This is a genomic window from Loktanella sp. M215, from assembly GCF_021735925.1.
Classification (GTDB): domain Bacteria; phylum Pseudomonadota; class Alphaproteobacteria; order Rhodobacterales; family Rhodobacteraceae; genus Loktanella.
The window spans coordinates 468225-487594 of sequence record NZ_WMEA01000001.1 but is presented as its reverse complement, the minus strand read 5'-3'; the positions used below and the strand labels follow the sequence as shown (position 1 = coordinate 487594).

Annotated in this window: 24 protein-coding genes and 1 tRNA gene; 17 read left to right on the top strand and 8 right to left on the bottom strand. The window is 63.0% G+C overall.

Annotation, left to right across the window (positions count from 1 at the left end; genetic code table 11):
- Positions 1-2: 2 nt before the first annotated feature.
- Genes GLR48_RS02415 through GLR48_RS02395 form a run of 5 tightly spaced genes read left to right on the top strand, consistent with a single transcriptional unit; the run spans position 3 to position 2898 of the window.
- Complete coding sequence (locus tag GLR48_RS02415) at positions 3-425, top strand: HPr kinase/phosphorylase (protein WP_237058358.1); 423 nt, start codon at positions 3-5, stop codon at positions 423-425.
- Positions 425-1345, top strand: coding sequence for an RNase adapter RapZ (gene rapZ / locus GLR48_RS02410; RefSeq protein WP_237058357.1), 921 nt, complete (start codon positions 425-427; stop codon positions 1343-1345). Before GLR48_RS02415 ends, rapZ begins: the two co-directional genes overlap by 1 nt.
- Complete coding sequence (locus tag GLR48_RS02405; protein ID WP_237058355.1) at positions 1342-1734, top strand: PTS sugar transporter subunit IIA; 393 nt, start codon at positions 1342-1344, stop codon at positions 1732-1734. Before rapZ ends, GLR48_RS02405 begins: the two co-directional genes overlap by 4 nt.
- Positions 1735-1736: 2 nt before the next feature.
- Entirely contained in the window at positions 1737-2006 is a 270-nt protein-coding gene (locus tag GLR48_RS02400) for an HPr family phosphocarrier protein (RefSeq protein WP_237058353.1), read from the top strand.
- Positions 1999-2898, top strand: a complete 900-nt coding sequence (locus tag GLR48_RS02395) for a lysophospholipid acyltransferase family protein (RefSeq protein WP_237064302.1) — start codon at positions 1999-2001, stop codon at positions 2896-2898. Before GLR48_RS02400 ends, GLR48_RS02395 begins: the two co-directional genes overlap by 8 nt.
- Here GLR48_RS02395 and GLR48_RS02390 read toward each other — a convergent pair.
- A complete protein-coding gene (locus tag GLR48_RS02390; protein WP_237058351.1) occupies positions 2865-3740 on the bottom strand; it encodes a 3-hydroxybutyryl-CoA dehydrogenase in 876 nt (291 codons plus the stop codon). The genes GLR48_RS02395 and GLR48_RS02390 overlap by 34 nt on opposite strands.
- A 163-nt stretch (positions 3741-3903) precedes the next feature.
- On the opposite strand from GLR48_RS02390, the gene GLR48_RS02385 reads away from it, so the two are divergent.
- Positions 3904-4752, top strand: a complete 849-nt coding sequence (locus GLR48_RS02385; protein ID WP_237058349.1) for a DUF6473 family protein — start codon at positions 3904-3906, stop codon at positions 4750-4752.
- A gap of 52 nt (positions 4753-4804) precedes the next feature.
- Here GLR48_RS02385 and GLR48_RS02380 read toward each other — a convergent pair whose 3' ends face one another.
- From GLR48_RS02380 to GLR48_RS02355, 6 genes are all read right to left on the bottom strand, one after another.
- Positions 4805-5731, bottom strand: a complete 927-nt coding sequence (locus GLR48_RS02380) for an electron transfer flavoprotein subunit alpha/FixB family protein (protein WP_237058347.1) — start codon at positions 5729-5731, stop codon at positions 4805-4807.
- Positions 5731-6489 carry an electron transfer flavoprotein subunit beta/FixA family protein gene (locus GLR48_RS02375; protein WP_237058345.1) on the bottom strand — a complete coding sequence of 253 codons (759 nt, stop codon included), beginning with the start codon at positions 6487-6489 and terminating at the stop codon, positions 5731-5733. The genes GLR48_RS02380 and GLR48_RS02375 overlap by 1 nt, the downstream gene beginning before the upstream one ends.
- Before the next feature lie 179 nt (positions 6490-6668).
- Positions 6669-7241 carry a cob(I)yrinic acid a,c-diamide adenosyltransferase gene (locus GLR48_RS02370; protein ID WP_237058343.1) on the bottom strand — a complete coding sequence of 191 codons (573 nt, stop codon included), beginning with the start codon at positions 7239-7241 and terminating at the stop codon, positions 6669-6671.
- Positions 7242-7244: 3 nt separating this feature from the next.
- Positions 7245-7445, bottom strand: a complete 201-nt coding sequence (locus GLR48_RS02365; protein ID WP_237058341.1) for a twin transmembrane helix small protein — start codon at positions 7443-7445, stop codon at positions 7245-7247.
- 61 nt (positions 7446-7506) lie between these two features.
- Complete coding sequence (locus tag GLR48_RS02360) at positions 7507-8334, bottom strand: SDR family NAD(P)-dependent oxidoreductase (RefSeq protein WP_237058339.1); 828 nt, start codon at positions 8332-8334, stop codon at positions 7507-7509.
- Positions 8335-8374: 40 nt separating this feature from the next.
- Positions 8375-8953 carry an SH3 domain-containing protein gene (locus tag GLR48_RS02355; protein ID WP_237058337.1) on the bottom strand — a complete coding sequence of 193 codons (579 nt, stop codon included), beginning with the start codon at positions 8951-8953 and terminating at the stop codon, positions 8375-8377.
- A 148-nt stretch (positions 8954-9101) separates the two neighbouring features.
- Here GLR48_RS02355 and GLR48_RS02350 point away from each other — a divergent pair, with 148 nt between their 5' ends.
- Both GLR48_RS02350 and tuf read left to right on the top strand, forming a co-directional pair.
- Positions 9102-11441: a DNA topoisomerase IV subunit A gene (locus tag GLR48_RS02350; protein WP_237058335.1), complete on the top strand. Its 2340-nt coding sequence runs from the start codon at positions 9102-9104 to the stop codon at positions 11439-11441.
- Between the two features lie 113 nt (positions 11442-11554).
- Positions 11555-12730 (top strand): elongation factor Tu, encoded by a 1176-nt coding sequence (gene tuf, locus GLR48_RS02345; RefSeq protein WP_237058311.1) that lies wholly within the window; start codon positions 11555-11557, stop codon positions 12728-12730.
- Between the two features lie 385 nt (positions 12731-13115).
- Here the strand turns inward: tuf and GLR48_RS02340 are convergent, their stop codons facing one another.
- Positions 13116-13613 (bottom strand): ferritin-like domain-containing protein, encoded by a 498-nt coding sequence (locus tag GLR48_RS02340; RefSeq protein ID WP_237058334.1) that lies wholly within the window; start codon positions 13611-13613, stop codon positions 13116-13118.
- Positions 13614-13763: 150 nt separating this feature from the next.
- On the opposite strand from GLR48_RS02340, the gene GLR48_RS02335 reads away from it, so the two are divergent.
- The 9 genes from GLR48_RS02335 (at position 13764) to rplL (ending at position 19271) form a co-directional block, all read left to right on the top strand.
- Complete coding sequence (locus GLR48_RS02335) at positions 13764-14732, top strand: hypothetical protein (RefSeq protein ID WP_237058332.1); 969 nt, start codon at positions 13764-13766, stop codon at positions 14730-14732.
- Between the two features lie 69 nt (positions 14733-14801).
- Positions 14802-14877: transfer RNA gene (locus GLR48_RS02330), tRNA-Trp, on the top strand.
- 32 nt (positions 14878-14909) lie between these two features.
- A complete protein-coding gene (locus GLR48_RS02325; protein ID WP_237058331.1) occupies positions 14910-15830 on the top strand; it encodes a hypothetical protein in 921 nt (306 codons plus the stop codon).
- Positions 15831-15893: 63 nt separating this feature from the next.
- Positions 15894-16091: a preprotein translocase subunit SecE gene (gene secE, locus GLR48_RS02320; RefSeq protein WP_237058330.1), complete on the top strand. Its 198-nt coding sequence runs from the start codon at positions 15894-15896 to the stop codon at positions 16089-16091.
- Between the two features lie 210 nt (positions 16092-16301).
- Positions 16302-16835, top strand: a complete 534-nt coding sequence (gene nusG, locus GLR48_RS02315) for a transcription termination/antitermination protein NusG (RefSeq protein ID WP_237058329.1) — start codon at positions 16302-16304, stop codon at positions 16833-16835.
- 107 nt (positions 16836-16942) lie between these two features.
- The gene (gene rplK / locus GLR48_RS02310) at positions 16943-17368 is read left to right on the top strand and encodes a 50S ribosomal protein L11 (protein ID WP_237058328.1); all 426 of its coding nucleotides are present in this window, start codon (positions 16943-16945) and stop codon (positions 17366-17368) included.
- Entirely contained in the window at positions 17368-18066 is a 699-nt protein-coding gene (gene rplA / locus GLR48_RS02305; protein WP_237058327.1) for a 50S ribosomal protein L1, read from the top strand. Before rplK ends, rplA begins: the two co-directional genes overlap by 1 nt.
- Before the next feature lie 244 nt (positions 18067-18310).
- Entirely contained in the window at positions 18311-18823 is a 513-nt protein-coding gene (rplJ, locus tag GLR48_RS02300; protein ID WP_237058325.1) for a 50S ribosomal protein L10, read from the top strand.
- A gap of 73 nt (positions 18824-18896) precedes the next feature.
- Entirely contained in the window at positions 18897-19271 is a 375-nt protein-coding gene (gene rplL, locus GLR48_RS02295; RefSeq protein WP_237058323.1) for a 50S ribosomal protein L7/L12, read from the top strand.
- The last annotated feature ends 99 nt before the right edge of the window (positions 19272-19370 follow it).

The window sequence follows — 19370 nt, the reverse complement described above, 5'->3', positions numbered from 1 at the left end:
CGGTGACCGCTCCGCAAAGCGTTCACGCCACGGCCGTCGCCGTCATGGGAAAAGCCGTCCTGATCCACGGGGCGTCGGGCAGAGGCAAATCCAATCTGGCCCTGCGCATGATGGCGTTCGGCGCTGATCTGGTGGCGGACGACCGGGTCGTCCTGACATTGCGCGGCGCGGATGTGCTCGCCAGTTGTCCGCCCGCCTTGCGTGGCCTGATCGAGGCGCGCGGTATGGGCCTGCTGCGCGCCACCCCGGCGCCGCCGACACGATTATCCTGCGTCGTCGACCTTGACCGCGAAAGCGAGGCACGGCTTCCGGTCCCGCAGACGGTCACGGTCTTGGGATGCGACTTTCCCTTGCTTCATCCCGCACCGGGTCTAGACTTCGCGGCGGCGCTGATGCTGTACATGCGTGGCGGACGGACCGAGTGATGACGCCTGAAATTCTAAGAGCCGAAACCGTTGGAATCCGCCTTCTGCTGGTCACCGGCCCGTCCGGGGCAGGACGGTCGACGGCGATCAACGCTCTGGAAGATCTCGGGTTCGAAGTCATCGACAACCTGCCGCTCTCACTTCTGCCGCGGCTTCTGGATGGGCCTGCAACGGGTCCGCTGGCGCTGGGTCTTGATGTCCGGAACCGTGACTTCAGCAGCAACGCCCTGATTGCCGCCATCGACTCCCTTGCCCAGCGGCTGGGCCACACGATGCAGGTCCTCTACCTCGAAGCCGATGACGACACCCTGATCCGCCGCTATTCAGAGACGCGGCGCCACCACCCGCTCGCGCCCGCCGGCCCGCCCCTTGCCGGTATCGCGGCCGAGAAGGACCTGCTGGCACCCGTCCGCGTGCGCGCCGATGTCCTGCTCGATACCTCCGACATGAGCCCGCACGATCTGCGGTCGGAAATGGACCGTATGTTTGCGCCCGGTCAGGGCAAGCTGCTGGGGATATCGGTTCAGTCGTTTTCCTACAAACGTGGCCTGCCACGCGGTCTGGACATGGTGTTCGACTGCCGTTTCCTGCGGAACCCGCATTGGGATCCGCATTTGCGCGCCCACGACGGGCGTCACCCCGATGTGGATGCCTATGTGGCGCAGGATCCCAGGTTCGTGCCGTTCCTGACGCAGATCAAGGCGCTGGTCGATCTGGTTCTGCCCGGCCACAAGGACGAGGGCCGCGCCCATCTGGCGATCGGGTTCGGATGTACCGGGGGCCAGCACCGGTCGGTGGTCATGGCCGAAAGACTGGCGGCGTCCCTTGCGCAGGACGGCTGGCCCGTGTCTAAACGACACCGAGAGATGGAACGCCGCGCCACAACGACGGGCGGTGCAGACCGGGGACAGAACGCTTGATCGGTATCGTCATCGTGGCGCATGGCAATCTGGCACGGGAATACCTGTCAGCTGTGGAACATGTTGTCGGCCATCAGGACGGCATCTGCGCCATCGCGATCGCACCCGACGACGACCGCAGCAGCAAGCAGGCCGAGATCTGCGATGCCGCCGATGCGGTCGATGTGGGCGACGGCGTCGTGATCGTGACCGACATGTTCGGCGGCTCGCCCAGCAACCTCAGCCTCCGGGCCTGCAGTCCCGCGAATCGGCGCATCCTGTATGGCGCCAACCTGCCGATGCTGATCAAGCTTGCGAAGTCGCGCAACAAGTCGGTGCCGGACGCCGTGAACGCCGCGATCGAGGCGGCGCATCGCTACATCAATTCGCACAGCGTGGGGCCACAATGACGATGGCGCAAAGCAGACTTCAGATCCAGAACATCAAGGGCCTTCACGCCCGCGCCTCGGCCAAGCTGGTCGAGGTGGTCGAGGCGCATGATGCCAATGCGACGGTCAGCAAGGACGGCATGAGCGCCGGCGGCGACAGCATCATGGGTCTGCTGATGCTGGCCGCCACCAAGGGATCCTGGATCGAGGTCGAGACCCGTGGTCCGGAGGCTGATGCTTTGCAGGCCGCCATCATGGCGCTGGTCGATGACAAATTCGGTGAAGGTGACTGATCCCGCAAGCACGACAGCGCGCGACAAGGAGTCGGACGCGCCGGTCGTCTACGACCGCAGTGCGCTCAGCTACGCGACCTCCTTCGACAGCCCGGCGCGCCAGGCGTTCATCCGGTCGGTCGAATGGTTGACCGGCAAGGCCACGATCATCCGCATGGTGCGCGCCTATGAACGCAGCGGCCCGGCACAGGGACAGGCGTTCTGGGGGGCGACGCTGGCGGCACAGGGCATCACGGTCACGACGCCTGCCACACAGATCGCGCGCATCCCCAGGACCGGCCCCGTCGTGCTGGTCGCGAACCATCCGCATGGCATGGTCGATGGCATGGTGCTGGCCGATGTGATCGGGCGCCGCCGCCTGGACTATCGCATCCTGACCCGTTCCTTGCTGACGTCTCTCGACCCAGAGGCGTCACGCTTCATGATTCCCGTCCCCTTTCCGCACCAGCCTGACGCGCAGGCCCGCATGATCGACATGCGGCGCGCGGCGATGGATCATCTGGGGCAGGGGGGGCTGGTCGCCCTGTTCCCCTCCGGCGTGGTGGCCACGGCGCCGGGGATGTTCGCGCGCGTCCAAGAGGCGGAATGGAACGTCTTTACCGCCAAGATGATCCGCATGTCCGGTGCGGCGGTCGTGCCGTGCTTCTTTCCCGGGGCCAATTCACGCGCCTATCAGATCGCCAACCGGATCTCGCCGCTGCTACGGCAAAGCCTGCTGCTGCACGAGGTCGTCCGCACCCGCAACACCGCCTTTGCGCCCGTCATCGGAGACGCAATTTCCCATGACGAGGTCAAGGCGCGCATGGGCGATCCGCGCGCCCTCATGGCATGGCTGCGGGCGCGCACGCTGGCGCTGGGTCAGCGGGTCGGCACCGGCGCGTCGCCGCGATAATCGTAGAAACCGCGCTGTGATTTGCGGCCCAGCCAGCCGGCTTCGACATATTTCGTCAAAAGCGGGCAGGGGCGGTATTTCGTATCCGCCAAACCGTCGTGCAACACGTTCATGATGGCAAGACAGGTATCCAGCCCGATGAAATCCGCAAGCTCGAGCGGTCCCATCGGATGGTTCGCACCAAGTTTCAGCGACGTATCAATGGATTGTACCGAACCCACCCCTTCGTAAAGGGTATAGATCGCCTCGTTGATCATCGGCATCAGGATCCGGTTCACGATGAAGGCGGGGAAATCCTCCGACGCGGTCGAAGTCTTGCCAAGGCGGGCCACGACGCCTTCACAGGCGGAAAACGTCTCGTGGTCCGTGGCGATCCCGCGGATCAGCTCGACCAATTGCATGATCGGGACGGGGTTCATGAAGTGGAACCCCATGAAACGCTCTGGCCGGTCGGTCCGCGACGCCAGCCGCGTGATCGAGATCGAAGAGGTGTTCGATGTCAGGATGGTATCGGGCTTCAGATGCGGAATCAGGTCCTCGAAGATGGCCTGTTTGATCGTCTCGCGCTCGGTCGCGGCCTCGATGATCAGGTCGGTCTTGCCCAGGTCCGTCAGGGTCGGTGTCGTGACGATCCGCTTCATCGCCGCGGATTTCGTGGCATCGTCGATCATGTCGCGGCTGACCTGACGCGTCAGGTTGCGGTCGATCAGGGCAACCGCACGGTCCAGCGCATCCTGGCTGACGTCCGTCAGCAGCACATCATAGCCCGCAACCGCAAAGACATGGGCGATGCCGTTGCCCATCTGCCCGGCGCCGACGATGCCTACTCTTTCGATTGTCATGAGACCTGTTCCTTGCATGATTGGCCGCAGCATAGGCTGCGGCCTGCGGCGCGTTCAAGCGCCGGTCTTCGATAAAATCAGGCTTAAATGCCTAGCTTAGCGAAATCGAAATGCGAATAGGCGAATCTGTGTGTCGATGATGCTGTGACACGTGGTGAGGCCGATGAAACACGATGAAATTGATGGCGCCGGCCTGCACTATGCACCGTGCCGGTATGGGCTGTCGCGGATCTTTTTCCGCGGGCCAAAACGACGGCTGGACAGCCCCTACATTACCTTTGTGGGCGGGACCGAAACCTTCGGCAAGTTCATCGACCGGCCCCTGCCTGCCCTTGTCGAGAGAGAGATCGGGCAGGCTTGCGTCAATCTGGGCTGCGTCAACGGTGGCGTCGATGCTTTCGTGAACGATCCAACGATCATGGCGACCTGCCGCGATGCGGATATGACGGTCGTGCAGATCATGGGCGCGAACTACCTGTCGAACCGATTCTATTCGGTGCATCCGCGCCGCAACGACCGGTTCCTGCGGGCCTCGACGGTGATGCAGGCGGTCTATACGGACGTCGATTTTTCCGACTTCACCTTCACCCGTCACATGCTGACGGTGCTCTATGCCAAATCGCCGGAACGTTTCGACATCGTGGTGTCGGAATTACGCGAAGCCTGGGTCGCGCGGATGCGCAACATGCTCAACCAGATCGGCCCGCGGGCGGTCTTGCTGTGGTTCTCGAAAGAACCGTTTTGCGACACGCCCTGGGATTCGCGCCCCGGCAAGCTGTCGGTCGATCCCTTGTTCATCACCGCCAGCATGGTCGACAAACTGCGGCCTCAGGTGCTCGAGGTGATCGAGGCGCGGCCCACCGATGTGGCGCAGTCCATGGGCACCAAAGGCATGTATTTCTCGCCGGCTCAGGCCAAGGCCGCGTCAGAGATGCTGGGAATCGGCTGCCATCAGGAAGCCGCCGCAAAGGTCATCGCGTCCGTAAGGCGCCATGTCATCAAGGCGGCCTGACACGCAAAAGGGGCGCCGCAAGCGACGCCCCTTCACGCGTTAGTCTGTTTAATCAGAGCTTTTCGGTCAGCGCAGGCACGGCTTCGAACAGGTCGGCGACCAGACCGAAGTCGGCGACCTGAAAAATCGGTGCCTCTTCATCCTTGTTTATCGCGACGATGATCTTGCTGTCCTTCATGCCGGCCAGATGCTGGATCGCGCCGGAAATCCCGATCGCGATGTAAAGCTCCGGTGCGACGACCTTGCCAGTCTGGCCCACCTGCCAGTCGTTCGGCGCATAGCCCGAATCGACCGCGGCACGGGACGCACCCACGGCGGCACCCAGCTTGTCGGCCAGCCTTTCGATCATGGCAAAGTCTTCCTCGGACCCGACGCCACGCCCGCCGGACACGACGATGCCCGCGCTGGTCAGCTCCGGCCGGTCAGAGGCCGCGACCTTGTCCTCGATCCACTCGGACAGACCGGGGTTGCCGGCCGCGCCGATGTTCTCGACCGTGGCAGACCCGCCCATGGACGCGGCATCGAAACCGGCGGTGCGGATCGTCATGACCTTGACGCTGTCGGACGACTTGACCGTCTGGATCGCGTTGCCCGCATAGATCGGACGCTCGAACGTGTCGGCGTCCACCACGGCGGTGACTTCGGAAATGATCTGCGCGTCCAGCAGGGCCGCCACGCGCGGCATCACGTTCTTGGCGTCGGTCGTGCCCGGTGCGGCGATATGCGTGTAATCGCCAGCCAGCTTCACGATCAGATCGGCGGTCGGTTCCGCCAGACGGTGACCCAGCGCCGCATCTTCCGCGCACAGCACCTTTGCCACGCCGTCGATCTTGGCCGCCTCGGCCGCCGCGCCAGAGGCATTGGCCCCCGCACACAGCACCGTCACATCGCCCAGCGACTTGACCGCAGCCACGGCCTTGCCGGTCGCGTCGGCGTTCAGCGCGCCGTCGGTGACTTCACCAATCAGAAGAACAGCCATTACACAGCCCCCGCTTCTTTGAGTTTCTCGACCAGTTCGTCGACGGATTTCACGATGATCCCGGCAGAGCGCGTGGCGGGCTCCGTCGTCTTGACGATCGTCAGGCGCGGGCTGACGTCGACGCCGTAATCGGCGGGCGTCTTCTCATCCAGCGGCTTCTTCTTGGCCTTCATGATGTTCGGCAGCGACGCATAGCGCGGCTCGTTCAGGCGCAGGTCCACCGTCACGATGGTCGGCATCTTGACCTTGATCGTCTGAAGGCCCCCGTCGACTTCACGCGTCACGGTGGCGTGGTCGCCGTCGATCCCGACCTCAGAGGCGAAGGTCGCCTGCGACCAGCCCAGCAGCGCGGCCAGCATCTGGCCCGTCGCATTCATGTCGTTGTCGATCGCCTGCTTGCCGCAGATCACGAGGCCCGGCTGTTCTTCGTCCACGATGGCCTTCAGGATCTTCGCCACCGCCAGCGGCTCGATATCGTTGTGCACATCGTCGGACGCGACGACGAGGATGGCGCGGTCGGCCCCCATGGCGAGTGCCGTGCGCAGGGTTTCCTGCGCCTGCTTCACGCCGATGGACACGGCGACGACTTCCTGGACCTTGCCCGCTTCACGCAGGCGGATCGCCTCTTCGACGGCGATTTCGTCGAAGGGGTTCATCGACATTTTCACGTTGGCCAGATCGACACCCGAACCGTCCGCTTTGACGCGAACCTTCACGTTATAGTCGATCACGCGTTTGACCGGCACCAGCACCTTCATCGCGCATCACTCCCATGCTTTTTCAAATCTCGCCTTTTGAGATAGCAACGAGGCGTGAAAGGCAACAGGGCAAAACCGCCGGAACGTGGCGTCCCGCGACATGGCGCCCGGTTTAGCGCTAACGGATCAGCGGTTCTTGCTTCCGGGGACCGGGCCGTCCACTGGACGCCCCGCCGCTTTCAGCGGTTCGCCCCCGGAACCCACAAAACGTCGGCCCGCCCGTCGTCATTGGCGATCCGGCTGGCCTGAAAGAACCAGTCCGACAACCGGTTGAGGTATTTCAGTGCTGCCGGATTCACGTCGTCATGGGCGGCGAGTGCGACACACAGACGCTCTGCCCGGCGCGACACCGTGCGGCACAGGTGCAGATGCGCCGACAGCGCCGATCCGCCCGGCAACACGAAACTGCGCAATGGCTCGACTGCCTGCGTCATCGCGTCGATCTCGCGTTCCAGCCGGTCGACCTGCGCCCCGGTCATCCGCAGCGGCGGATATTCCGCCGTGGCGTCCGCGGCCATGTCGGGCCGGCACAGGTCTGCGCCCAGATCGAACAGGTCGTTCTGGATCATCGCCAGCTGCGCATCCATCTCACCGTCAGCGTGCAACCGGGCCAGACCCACCGTCGCATTCGTCTCGTCCACGGTGCCGTAGGCATTGACCCGGTCGTCGTATTTCTTGACGCGGCTGCCATTGCCAAGCGCGGTGTCACCGGCGTCGCCGGTCCGGGTATAGATCTTGTTCAGCACGACCATGGCTCAGTTTCCTCTCAGGTAGACGAACAGAAGGATCAGCGCGATGGCCACGGCCTGCAGGCCGATCCGCCAGCGCATGATCTTGTTGGCGTTCTTGCGGTTGTATTCACCGCCTTTGCCAAAGCTGCCGATGCCCAGCAACAGGACCGCCAGCACCGCAAGGCAGGCGATGGCGACCAGAATGAAAAGTGGATCGTTGGCCATATGCCCCCCGGTGCAAACTCTCTGCCGACATAGCAGAGGGTCGCGCAAAGGCCAGCCCCGGTCAGTTGCGCGAAATCAGCGCATCCAGCGCCCATGTCGGCAGCACACGCCGCATGGCGGCCGCAAGATACGTGGGCGTCGTGATGAAATAGCGCGCTTTGGGGCGTGGATGTTCCAGCGCGTGGCGCAATTTTGCCGTCACCGCACTGGCCGGCAGTTCGAACCGGTCCGGGCCGCCGCCCTCGTACAGGCGTCTGGTCAGGTCAGGATATTGCGCAGCCCGGGCAGAGGTGTCCGGCGTGAACCAGCGTTCGAAATGCGGGATCGCGTTTTCGCGGATGCGGGACGTGATCGGGCCGGGTTCCAGCAGGATGATCCTGATCGGCGTGTCGCGCATCTCCAGCCGCAGCACGTCGGTCAGACCTTCCAGCGCGAACTTCGTCGCCACGTAAGCCCCGCGCCATTTGTAACCCACCAGACCCAGGACAGATGAACAATTCACGATCCGCCCGTGGCCCTGCGCGCGCATCACCGGGATCACCTGACAGGTCAGGTCATGGACGCCAAACAGGTTGGTCTGAAAGATCGCCTCCAGCCCGCCGCGCGGCAGATCCTCGACCGCACCCGGACAGGCAAAGGCACCGTTGTTGTAAAGCGCATCCAGCGTGCCGCCGGTCGCCTGCAACACCTCGGCCAGACCGCGCGTGATGCTATCGTGATCGGCATAGTCGATCAGGGGGCTGTCAAAGCCCAAGGCGCGCAACCGCTCGCAATCCGCAGCCTGCCTGCAGGACGCGAACACGCGCCATCCGGCATCGCGCAACCCATGTGCGGCGTCAAAGCCGATACCGGAAGAGCAGCCTGTGATCAGAACGGTTTTTTGTGTCATGGCGCGTCTGTGGCGCAACCGCGCCCGGACGGCAACGGCTTTATCCGTTGGTCAGCAACCGCTCTGCCATCCAGCCCATTTGCCCGGTGCCGACGACGCGCACCCGCACCCAGCCGGTGCCGTCGCTCTCGATCACTTCGGTCTGGGTGCCCTGCGGCAGGGTATCCAGAACGGCATAAGAGGTGTCCGGGCCTTCCCTCATGTTGACCGCCCGCCCAGCAACCTCGCGCAGCGCCGTCATGTCAGGGCTGGCGGGCGCAGGGGCCGAAAGGGACGTAAAGCTCGGCGCGATACCGATGACATTCGTATCAGACCCCGCGAACGCGGAAGACGTGGTCGCAGAGACCGCGATCGGCGTTGTATCCTGCGCACTTTCGATGGCGGGCGGCGGTGTCATCGTCACAGGATCGACATCGACGGGCGCTTGTGCGGGCTCGACCGTTTCGGGCGCGACCGGGGTGATCAATGCAACGACGTCTGCGGGCGGCGTCTGCTCTGCAACGGGCTGGGCCGGTACGGCCGCTGCAACGCGGGTTTCAGGCGTGAAGGATGCGCCGCCGGACAGAACGTAGAATGTCCACGCGAGTATCCCGAATGTCCCAATGATGAACTTGCCCATGGTCAAGGCCCCCGGTGTTGTGCAGCGTTTGGCAGATGCAACAGGAACACCATAACGTGATTCTTTGTTCCCGCGGCGGGAAATTTAGCGGCGTGGTGAACCACAGCCGCCTTGCTGCGACAGGACCGCTTCGCTAAGGCTTGGCCCCATGACTGACGATACCGCCGATATCCCGAACCCGAATGATGTGACAGAAACGCTGCGCCATGCCATCGGTGAGCGCTATCTGACCTATGCGCTGTCCACGATCATGAACCGCGCGCTGCCCGACGCGCGCGACGGTCTGAAGCCGGTGCATCGCCGAATCCTCTATGCGATGCGCGAATTGCGGCTGGCCTCGAACGGCGGTTTCCGCAAATCGGCCAAGATTTCCGGCGACGTGATGGGCAACTATCACCCGCACGGCGACGCCGCGATCTATGATGCGATGGCGCGCCTCGCGCAGGATTTCAACGTCCGCTACCCGCTGGTGGACGGGCAGGGGAACTTCGGCAACATCGACGGCGACAACCCCGCCGCCGCCCGCTATACCGAAGCCCGCATGACCGCCGCCGCCGAGGCGCTGATGGAAGGTCTGGCCGAAAACGCCGTCGACTTCCGCCCGAACTACGACGGCACGCTGGAAGAACCCGTCGTCTTTCCCGCCGCCTTTCCGAACCTGCTGGCGAATGGCAGCAGCGGCATCGCCGTCGGCATGGCGACGAACATCCCGCCCCATAACCTGCATGAACTCATCGACGCCTGCCTGCATCTGATCAAGTCCCCGAACGCCGGCGACGAGACCCTGATGCAATACATCCCCGGCCCGGATTTCCCGACCGGCGGCGTGATCGTCGAAAAGCCCGAATCCATTGCCGATTCCTACCGCACCGGCCGCGGCAGCATCCGCCTGCGTGCAAGGTATGAGGTCGAGGACCTCGGTCGCGGCCAGTGGCAGGTCGTCGTCACCGAAATCCCCTATCAGGTCCCGAAATCCCGCCTGATCGAGAAGCTGGCAGAGATCGTGCAGACCAAGAAGGTCCCCCTTCTGGCCGACGTGCGCGACGAATCCGCCGATGACGTCCGCATCGTGCTGGAACCCCGGGCCAAGACGGTCGATCCCGAAGTCATGATGGGGATGCTGTTCCGCAATTCCGATCTGGAAATCCGCTTCAGCCTGAACCTGAACGTCCTGATCGACGGCCTCACGCCCAAGGTATGCAGCGTCAAGGAAGTCCTGCGCGCCTTCCTCGACCACCGCCGCGAGGTGCTCCTGCGCCGCTCGCAGTTCCGGCTGGAAAAGATCGACCACCGGCTGGAAGTGCTCGAAGGCTTCATCATCGCCTTCCTCAATCTGGACCGGGTGATCGACATCATCCGCTACGACGACGACCCCAAACGCGCCCTGATGGCCGAGGACTGGGCACTGCCCCACGTCCGCGCGGTCAACGAAAAGGACTACGTCTCGCCGCGCAAAGACGGCGACCCAGAGGTCAGCCTGTCCGACGTGCAGGCCGAAGCGATCCTGAACATGCGCCTGCGGTCCTTGCGCCGTCTGGAAGAGCTTGAACTGATCGCCGAGCGCGACGCCCTGATGGAGGAACGCGCCGGGATCGAGGATCTGCTGGACGACGACAGCCTGCAGTGGAAACGCATCGCCGAGCAACTACGCGAGACCCGCAAACAATTTGGCAAGGACAGCCCCGGTGGTGCGCGCCGCACGACATTCGCGGAAGCCGGCGAAGTCGCCGATGTCCCGCTCGAGGCGATGATCGCCCGCGAACCGATCACCGTGGTCTGTTCCCAGATGGGCTGGATCCGCGCGATGACCGGGCACATCCCGCTCGACCGCGACATCAAGTTCAAGGACGGCGACGGCCCGCGCTTTGCCTTCCACGCTGAAACCACGGACAAACTGCTGGTCTTCGGCTCGAACGGGCGCTTCTACACCGTGCAGGCCAGCACGCTGCCCGGCGGGCGCGGCATGGGTGAACCCCTGCGCCTGATGGTCGACCTGCCGAACGAGGCGCAGATCGTCGACATCCTGATCCACCGCCCCGGTGCCAGACTGCTGGTCGCGTCCAGCGAAGGCGACGGTTTCGTGGTGCCAGAGGATGACGTGATCGCGCAGACCCGCGCGGGCAAGCAGGTGCTGAACGTCAAGGACGGTGCGGCCAAGGTCGTCCGCCGCGTCACCGGCGATCACGTCGCCATCGTCAGCGAAAACGGCCGCTTTCTGGTCTTCGCACTGGACGAACTGCCCGAAATGGGCCGTGGCAAGGGCGTGCGCCTGCAAAAGTATCGCAAGGTGATCGGGCGTCAGGGCACGCTGGAACTCGACGGCGGTCTGGGCGACGTGACGACCTTCGACTGGGCCACCGGCCTGTCCTGGACGATGGGCGGCGGCAAGACCCGGACCGAGGCGGATCTGACCGAATGGAAGGCCGCCCGCGGCGGCGTCGGGAAACGCGCACCGCACGGATTCCCCAAGTCGAACCGCTTCGAGTAGTGCGATGCACCGGGGCGCAACTGACGGGTTGATTTCCGCCCCGATCCGCCATACATCGCCCGCGATGCTTCATACGGGGTCCACCGACCCCGCATTATTCAAGGGGGCCTGTCATGGCTAAGGCAAAGTTCGAACGCAACAAACCGCACGTCAACATCGGGACCATCGGTCACGTTGACCACGGCAAGACGACGCTGACCGCGGCGATCACGAAGTACTTCGGCGACTTCCGCGCCTACGACCAGATCGACGGCGCCCCCGAAGAGAAGGCCCGCGGCATCACGATCTCGACCGCGCACGTGGAATACGAGTCCGAGGCCCGTCACTACGCCCACGTCGACTGCCCCGGCCACGCCGACTACGTCAAGAACATGATCACCGGTGCCGCCCAGATGGACGGCGCGATCCTGGTCGTGAACGCCGCCGACGGCCCGATGCCGCAAACGCGCGAGCACATCCTGCTGGGCCGCCAGGTGGGCATTCCCTACATGGTCGTCTACATGAACAAGGTCGACCAGGTCGACGACGAGGAACTGCTGGAACTCGTCGAGATGGAAATCCGCGAGCTGCTGTCCAAGTACGACTACCCCGGCGATGACATTCCGATCATCCGCGGCTCGGCGCTGCACGCGATGAACGGCACCCGTCCGGAAATCGGCGAAGAGTCGATCAAGCAGCTGATCGCCGCTGTCGACGAATACATCCCGACGCCCGCCCGCGCCGTGGACCTGCCGTTCCTGATGCCGATCGAGGACGTGTTCTCGATCTCCGGCCGTGGCACCGTGGTCACCGGCCGCATCGAGCGTGGCGTGATCAACGTCGGCGACAGCATCGAGATCGTGGGTCTGAAGGACACCAAGACGACGACCTGCACCGGTGTCGAGATGTTCCGCAAGCTGCTGGACTCCGGCCAGGCGGGTGACAACGTCGGCGTCCTGCTGCGCGGCATCGACCGTGACGGCGTGGAGCGTGGTCAGGTGCTGTGCAAGCCGAAGTCCGTGTCGCCGCACACGAAGTTCGAGGCCGAGGCCTACATCCTGAACAAGGAAGAGGGTGGCCGTCACACGCCGTTCTTCGCGAACTACCGCCCGCAGTTCTACTTCCGCACGACGGACGTGACCGGCACCGTGATCCTGCCCGAGGGCACGGAAATGGTGATGCCCGGCGACAACCTGAAGTTCGAAGTCGAACTGATCGCGCCGATCGCGATGGAAGACGGCCTGCGGTTTGCTATCCGTGAAGGCGGCCGGACTGTCGGCGCTGGCGTGGTGTCGAAGATCCTCGCCTAATTCGCTTTGCGAATTTGGCGCGTGGGACATGGCAGTGGTTTGCTTGCAAACCATGACAATGTCCCACAGCGTGCCAAGCTAGGTGCTACAAAGGCCGCTTCCGAAAGGAGGCGGCCTTTCTCGTTTTAACATGATCTTCACGATGATGAGCACAGCGTGACGGTGACGCCTCGGATCGTGCGTCGAAGCGGCCCGTTCTCTCGGTAAAAGAGGGATGCCTTTACCCGTCGTTCATGAATTCTAACTTATTGTATTCAATTAACATAATATGTATCGCATGCGAAACATTATGTTTTTGACATGTATCCGCGCAGGGTGGCCTCGCGTGCGACACAAAAAAGCCCGCGCCAGATGGCGCGGGCTCCTCCGATCCAATTCCGGATGTTTACGCGGCGTCCTTGTTCACGCCGCCCTTCATCGCGATTTCCGTCATGCGGCGATCGCCGTCATAGGTGTGATCAAGGCACTTCTGCAGCACCGCCGCATCGCCGTCGAGGCCCAGACGGTTGGCAAAGGCGACCAGCGTGCCGTAGCCGGCCAGCGCGTAGTGGACCATGCGCTGATACTGCGGAATGATGGCCGCGTCGCGCACGTCGGCGTCGGTGATCTCGTCCGACAGACCGTGGGCGCGGGCTTCTTTCACGAGGCCTTCCATGCCCTTGCAGTGTTCTGCATTGGGGGCGATGCCATGATCGCTGCACAGTTTCGCAATCTCGTTGATACCGTCGTTGATGCCGTTGGCACCGTCGATCAGGGCTTCGGACAGGTCTTTGTCCTGCGCGGCGCGACCCAGCTCGTTCACGACCGCCATGGATTGAGTATTGGCGCTCCAGATGTCCTGAAGCTGGTCGAGGTAGATGTCCTTGAGGGAATTCATGGCCATGTCGATCTTCCTTTTCTATTGCAATCTGCTTGGGGTTCTAACGGAACGGCTGCTGCATTGTTCCGTGACCGTCGGGTGACATCGCCGCCTTTTTGCCCTTTTCGCGACGTGTTGGACCGCTAGGGTAGGGCCAGAAGTGTTGGAGCCTCCATGCCGTCCCACCATGCCCAGATGCCCATCGCCGCCGTTTTCATGGTCGAGCCGGGGGCCTACGAATGGCCCGCCGTGTTGCTGGCGGCGTCGTTGCGGGCCTTTGCCGGTGATGACATCCGGCTTTACGGATATTGCCGCGCCGCGTTGATCGACCAGCTGCATCCGGCGACGCTGGCCTTCTTCAAGGCGAATGGCGTCACGCTGGACGAGATCGATCCGGGGTTCGAGGTCATCTATCCGCAGGGCAACAAGCTTTACGCCTGTGCCGCACCCCGGGCGGAACCGGCGACGATCCTGTTTGATACGGACATGTTCATGCTGCAGCCCGCGCTGCTGTCGGAAACGCTGGTGCCGGGGGCGGTGTCTGGCAGGCCCACGGGCAACTGGATGTGGGGCAACACGCCGCAGGACTGGGTGCCGGCCTATGAAAGCGTGGGTCTGTCCCTGCCGCGCGGGCGCATGTCGCGGCCCGACCAGTCGTTCACCATGCCCTCGATCTCGGCCGGTTACGTGACCTACATGGGATCGCACTTTGGTGAACTCTGGCGCGATACGGCGCTGGCGATCGAACGGCGGCGTCTGGCCCGCGGGATTTATCCGACGCTGGACCAGATCTCTTTGCCGGTCGCGGTCGAACGGGCGGGGCTGCGGCTGAACATGATCGACGTGAAATGGAACAAGGCCGGCAAGATCAGCGATCAGGCCATCCGGCAGGTCGTCTGCTATCACTACCAGAAAGCCGACACGCTGTTGAAGTTGCCGGTCAAATGGCTCGCCGACCGTCTGCTGCACGAATACTCGCAGTGGCATACGGTCGAGGCGCTGCTGGCCTTCTATGACAAGGAGGCCGCCCGGCCCGACACGGTCATCAACAACGCGGGCTGGCGCGATGCGGTGCAGGCGGGCCAGCGCGAGGTCGATATCTCTCATGCGCAGGCGACGGGTCTGACGCGGACGAAACCATGAAGCTGCACCGAAACCGTGCGGAGGGACTTGATCCCGCCGCGGGCTTCCGTTAATCCGACGCCACGATGCAGGGGTATAGCTCAGTTGGTAGAGCGACGGTCTCCAAAACCGTAGGCCCACAGTTCGAGTCTGTGTGCCCCTGCCAGTTTCCCAATTCTTATGACACGGTCCCGTCGCATGTCTGATGTGTCCGTTAAGATCGTGTTTCACGTCGGCGCGCACAAGACCGCGACGACGCATCTGCAACATTCCATCCACGGCGCGCGCCGCCATGTCGAAGCCGCCGGCGTGCGATTCTTTGGTCCGCCCGCCCTGCGCCAGCCCGGCACGCGGATCGAGGCGCGGTTCAACCTGCACTTCAACCCGCGCAAATCCGTGGCCGACCTGCGGCCGGCATCGGAGGTGCTGGCAGAAATGCTGGACGGTGGCACGCGGCTGGTGCTGTCAGAGGAAAACTTCATCGGTGCGCTGTTCGACCGCCGCTATGCCGGGCCGTTCCACAGCATGCCCGTGCCGCTGTATCCGGATGCGGCGGACCGGCTGTCGGCGCTGGCGGCCTGCATCGCGCCGGATAGGGGAATCGACCTGTGCATCGGTATTCGGGATCCCGCCAGCTTTCTCAATTCAGCGTACGGGCTGGTGTTGCAGGCAGGGTCCGGCGTCGCGATGGAGAATTTCAAGCGCCGCAATCCATTGGCGCATATCGACTGGGTCGATCTGGTGCGCCGCCTGCGTCAGGCGCCCGGCGTCGCCAGTCTGACCGTGTGGCGCCACGAGGATTACCATCGCCTGTTCGATCCCGTTGTCGCGGCGTTGCTGGGGGCAGGGGTCGGTCCGATCCGCCCGGTCGCGCGGGTCGTCAATCCGGGTCTGTCGGCGGCCGCGGTGGCCTGCGCGCTGGAGTTGAAGGCTGCCGGTGCCGACGGGCCGATCGTGCAGCAGGCGCGTGACAGGTTTCCGGTCGGGCCTGACACCCCCGCCCATGATGGTTTCGATGCCGAAGAACGTGCGCTATCCGCCGAATTCTATGCCGTCCAGGTGGCGGAGATCGCGCAGATGCCGGGCGTCACCCTGTTGCGACCTGCCCCCCTTGGCTAAGCGGGCTTGAAACCGACGGGCAGAGGCCGTATGTCCGCCACGTCACCCCGGAAGGACGCAGCCATGGCCACCAATCCCGTCAAGTTCATCAACGAGACCCGTGCAGAAATCGCCAAGGTCGTGTGGCCCACGCGGCGCGAGGTCGTTCTGACGACGGTGATGGTGTTCATCATGGCGGCGCTGATGGCGACGTTTTTCAGCATCGTCGATCTGGTGATCCGTCAGGGCCTGCAGTTCATCCTGACGTTCTTCGGCAGCTGACGCAAAGCTGCGGCACAATCTGTCCGCACCCCCTTGAATTCAGGTGGCTGCGGCGGTAATAGCCCACAACTTACCCGGATGGCGTGCGGCGAATCGTGTTGCACGCCAAAAATTTATTGTCGGGGCAGGCCGTGTTATGCGGCTGAAAGAACTGGAATTTATGCGGCTACGCCCCCGGGTGACTGTCGCAGGTGCGAGGTGACGACGAACATGGCGAAACGTTGGTATTCGGTTAGCGTTCTGTCGAACTTCGAAAAAAAGATCGCAGAGACCATCCGTCAAAAAGTGTCGGAGCAAGGTCTGGAAGAGCAGATCGACGAAGTTCTGGTGCCGACAGAAGAAGTGATCGAGATCCGCCGGAACAAGAAGGTCACGACCGAGCGTCGCTTCATGCCCGGTTATGTGCTGGTCCACATGGAGCTGTCGGACGAAGGCTATCACCTGATCAACTCGATCAACCGGGTGACGGGTTTCCTTGGTCCGCAGGGTCGTCCGAGCCCGATGCGCGATGCCGAAGTGCAGGCGATCTTGGGTCGCGTGCAGGAAGGCGAAGACAGCCCGCGCACGCTGATCCACTTCGAGATCGGCGAAAAGGTCAAGGTCAACGACGGTCCGTTCGAGGACTTCGATGGCATGGTCGAGGAAGTGGACGAGGACAACCAGCGCCTGAAGGTGACGGTCTCGATCTTTGGCCGGGCCACCCCGGTCGAGTTGGAATTCACGCAGGTCTCTAAGCAGGGCTGACGTGTTTCGGACGTGGGAGCAGTGATGCGAACCACGGCAAGTTGGCCCCGTCGCGGGGCCGTTGTAGGGCGGATCTGATCCGCCGCTGATGATGAAGGAGAGGCCTCATGGCCAAGAAAGTAATGGGTTCGCTGAAGTTGCAGGTTCCGGCCGGCAACGCAAAGCCGTCCCCGCCCGTCGGTCCGGCTTTGGGCCAGCGCGGCATCAACATCATGGAATTCTGCAAAGCGTTCAACGCCAAGACCGCAGACATGGAAAAAGACGCACCTTGCCCGACCGTGATCACGTATTACGCGGACAAGTCGTTCTCGATGGAAATCAAGACGCCGCCCGCGTCCTATTACATCAAGAAGGCCGCCAAGCTGTCCTCCGGGTCCAAGGCGCCGGGCAAGACGACCGCCGGGTCGATCTCTGCCAAGCAGGTGCGTGAGATCGCCGAAGCGAAGATGAAAGATCTGAATGCGACCTCGATCGAGGGCGCAATGCTGATCATCGCGGGCTCTGCCCGGTCCATGGGCATCGAGGTGAAGTAATGGCAAAGTTCGGAAAACGCACGACGGCCAACCGCGCCGCATTCGAAGGCAAGGCCAACGTCAAGGTGACGGAAGCCGTGTCGCTGGTGAAGACCGCCGCGACCGCCAAGTTCGACGAGACGATCGAGATCGCCATGGTTCTGGGCGTCGACCCGCGTCACGCTGACCAGATGGTCCGTGGCACGGTCACGCTGCCCCACGGCACCGGCAAGACCGTGCGCGTCGCCGTCTTCGCCCGTGGCGACAAGGCAGACGAAGCCAAGGCCGCTGGTGCCGACATCGTCGGTGCAGAAGACCTGATGGAAACCATTCAGGGTGGCACGATCGATTTCGATTGGTGCATCGCGACCCCTGACATGATGGGCGTCGTCGGTCGTCTGGGCAAGATCCTTGGTCCGCGCAACCTGATGCCGAACCCCCGCGTGGGCACGGTCACCATGGATGTGAAGCAGGCCGTCAAGGACGCCAAGGGCGGCCAGGTCCAGTTCCGCGCCGAAAAGGCCGGTGTGGTCCACGCCGGAATCGGCAAGGCCTCGTTCAGCCAGGAACAGTTGGAAGAGAACCTGAAGGCATTCGTCGACGCCGTGCAGAAGGCCCGTCCGGCGGGCGCCAAGGGCACCTACATGAAGAAGGTCAACCTGACCTCGACCATGGGCCCGGGCGTGTCGGTCGACATCGCGTCAGCCACTGGCAATTAAGAATTTGGCGGGTCCTTCGGGGCCTGCCATCTCGCAGCGGCAAACCATCGTCGCTGTGCTGTCCGAGACGGAGGGTGCAGGCATCTGCCTGTCATAATTCCTTCCCGAGATGGGAAACGAGAACAAGATTTCCGGGGGAAACCTCGGGCGATATTGGCCTCGGGACCATCATACGGACCCGAACGCCCCCTGAAGTCCGGGGGCAAAATTGAGCCGGGGGAAACCCCAAACTTGGAGTAAAACTGTGGATAGAGCACAAAAAGAGAAGCTGGTCGACGAACTCGGCCAGATCTTTGAAAGCTCTGGCGTCGTGGTGGTTGCCCGCTACGAAGGCATGACAGTTGCAGAAATGCAGGATCTGCGCGCAATGATGCGTGTTGCAGGCGGATCCGTGCGCGTTGCCAAGAACAAGCTCGCCAAGATCGCCCTTGAAGGCAAACCCAGCGCTTCCATTGCTGAGTACCTGACGGGCATGACGGTCCTTGCCTATTCGGAAGACCCTGTCGCTGCGGCGAAAGTGGTCGACGACTACGCCAAGAAAAACGAAAAGCTCGTTGTTCTTGGCGGTGCCATGGGTGAGACCGCATTGGATCCAGCCGGTGTGAAAGCCGTTGCCGGGATGCCGAGCCGCGAGGAGCTTATTGCTTCCATCGTGGGTTGCATCGCAGCACCTGCCGCAAACATCGCCGGGGCCATTGGCGCGCCTGCTTCGAACATCGCGAGCATTCTTTCGACCATCGAAGAGAAAGCTGCATAAAGCAACCTGAACTGCCTTGGGGGTTGTAACCCCTGACGTTGGAACACACTTAAGCAAACGGAAAGCATATCAAATGGCTGATCTGAAAAAACTGGCTGAAGAGATCGTCGGTCTGACCCTTCTCGAAGCACAAGAACTGAAAACCATCCTCAAGGACGAGTATGGCATCGAGCCCGCCGCTGGCGGCGCTGTGATGATGGCTGGCCCGGCTGCCGCTGGCGCCGAAGCTGCCGAAGAAAAGACCGAATTCGACGTCGTGTTGAAGGAAGCCGGCGCACAGAAGATCAACGTGATCAAAGAAGTGCGCGCGATCACCGGTCTGGGCCTGAAAGAAGCCAAGGACCTGGTCGAAGCTGGCGGCAAGGTCAAGGAAGGCGCGTCCAAAGCCGAAGCCGAAGAGATCAAAGCCAAGCTGGAAGCAGCTGGCGCCAAGATCGAACTGGCCTAAGCCGGAACGGCGGGCCCCTTTCGGGGGTTCGCACCGCAAGACAAGGCTGGATCTGCATCTCGCAGGTCCAGCCGCACCTGTCTTAAAGGATGGCTGTGA

Excerpts from the sequence above, each read along its gene's own strand:
- rapZ (WP_237058357.1), top strand. The coding sequence starts at position 425 with ATGACGCCTGAAATTCTAAGAGCCGAAACCGTTGGAATCCGCCTTCTG.
- GLR48_RS02400 (WP_237058353.1), top strand. The coding sequence starts at position 1,737 with ATGGCGCAAAGCAGACTTCAGATCCAGAACATCAAGGGCCTTCACGCC.
- GLR48_RS02390 (WP_237058351.1), bottom strand. The coding sequence starts at position 3,740 with ATGACAATCGAAAGAGTAGGCATCGTCGGCGCCGGGCAGATGGGCAAC.
- GLR48_RS02385 (WP_237058349.1), top strand. The coding sequence starts at position 3,904 with ATGAAACACGATGAAATTGATGGCGCCGGCCTGCACTATGCACCGTGC.
- GLR48_RS02380 (WP_237058347.1), bottom strand. The coding sequence starts at position 5,731 with ATGGCTGTTCTTCTGATTGGTGAAGTCACCGACGGCGCGCTGAACGCC.
- GLR48_RS02375 (WP_237058345.1), bottom strand. The coding sequence starts at position 6,489 with ATGAAGGTGCTGGTGCCGGTCAAACGCGTGATCGACTATAACGTGAAG.
- GLR48_RS02370 (WP_237058343.1), bottom strand. The coding sequence starts at position 7,241 with ATGGTCGTGCTGAACAAGATCTATACCCGGACCGGCGACGCCGGTGAC.
- GLR48_RS02365 (WP_237058341.1), bottom strand. The coding sequence starts at position 7,445 with ATGGCCAACGATCCACTTTTCATTCTGGTCGCCATCGCCTGCCTTGCG.
- GLR48_RS02360 (WP_237058339.1), bottom strand. The coding sequence starts at position 8,334 with ATGACACAAAAAACCGTTCTGATCACAGGCTGCTCTTCCGGTATCGGC.
- GLR48_RS02355 (WP_237058337.1), bottom strand. The coding sequence starts at position 8,953 with ATGGGCAAGTTCATCATTGGGACATTCGGGATACTCGCGTGGACATTC.
- GLR48_RS02350 (WP_237058335.1), top strand. The coding sequence starts at position 9,102 with ATGACTGACGATACCGCCGATATCCCGAACCCGAATGATGTGACAGAA.
- tuf (WP_237058311.1), top strand. The coding sequence starts at position 11,555 with ATGGCTAAGGCAAAGTTCGAACGCAACAAACCGCACGTCAACATCGGG.
- GLR48_RS02340 (WP_237058334.1), bottom strand. The coding sequence starts at position 13,613 with ATGGCCATGAATTCCCTCAAGGACATCTACCTCGACCAGCTTCAGGAC.
- GLR48_RS02335 (WP_237058332.1), top strand. The coding sequence starts at position 13,764 with ATGCCGTCCCACCATGCCCAGATGCCCATCGCCGCCGTTTTCATGGTC.
- GLR48_RS02325 (WP_237058331.1), top strand. The coding sequence starts at position 14,910 with ATGTCTGATGTGTCCGTTAAGATCGTGTTTCACGTCGGCGCGCACAAG.
- secE (WP_237058330.1), top strand. The coding sequence starts at position 15,894 with ATGGCCACCAATCCCGTCAAGTTCATCAACGAGACCCGTGCAGAAATC.
- nusG (WP_237058329.1), top strand. The coding sequence starts at position 16,302 with ATGGCGAAACGTTGGTATTCGGTTAGCGTTCTGTCGAACTTCGAAAAA.
- rplK (WP_237058328.1), top strand. The coding sequence starts at position 16,943 with ATGGCCAAGAAAGTAATGGGTTCGCTGAAGTTGCAGGTTCCGGCCGGC.
- rplA (WP_237058327.1), top strand. The coding sequence starts at position 17,368 with ATGGCAAAGTTCGGAAAACGCACGACGGCCAACCGCGCCGCATTCGAA.
- rplL (WP_237058323.1), top strand. The coding sequence starts at position 18,897 with ATGGCTGATCTGAAAAAACTGGCTGAAGAGATCGTCGGTCTGACCCTT.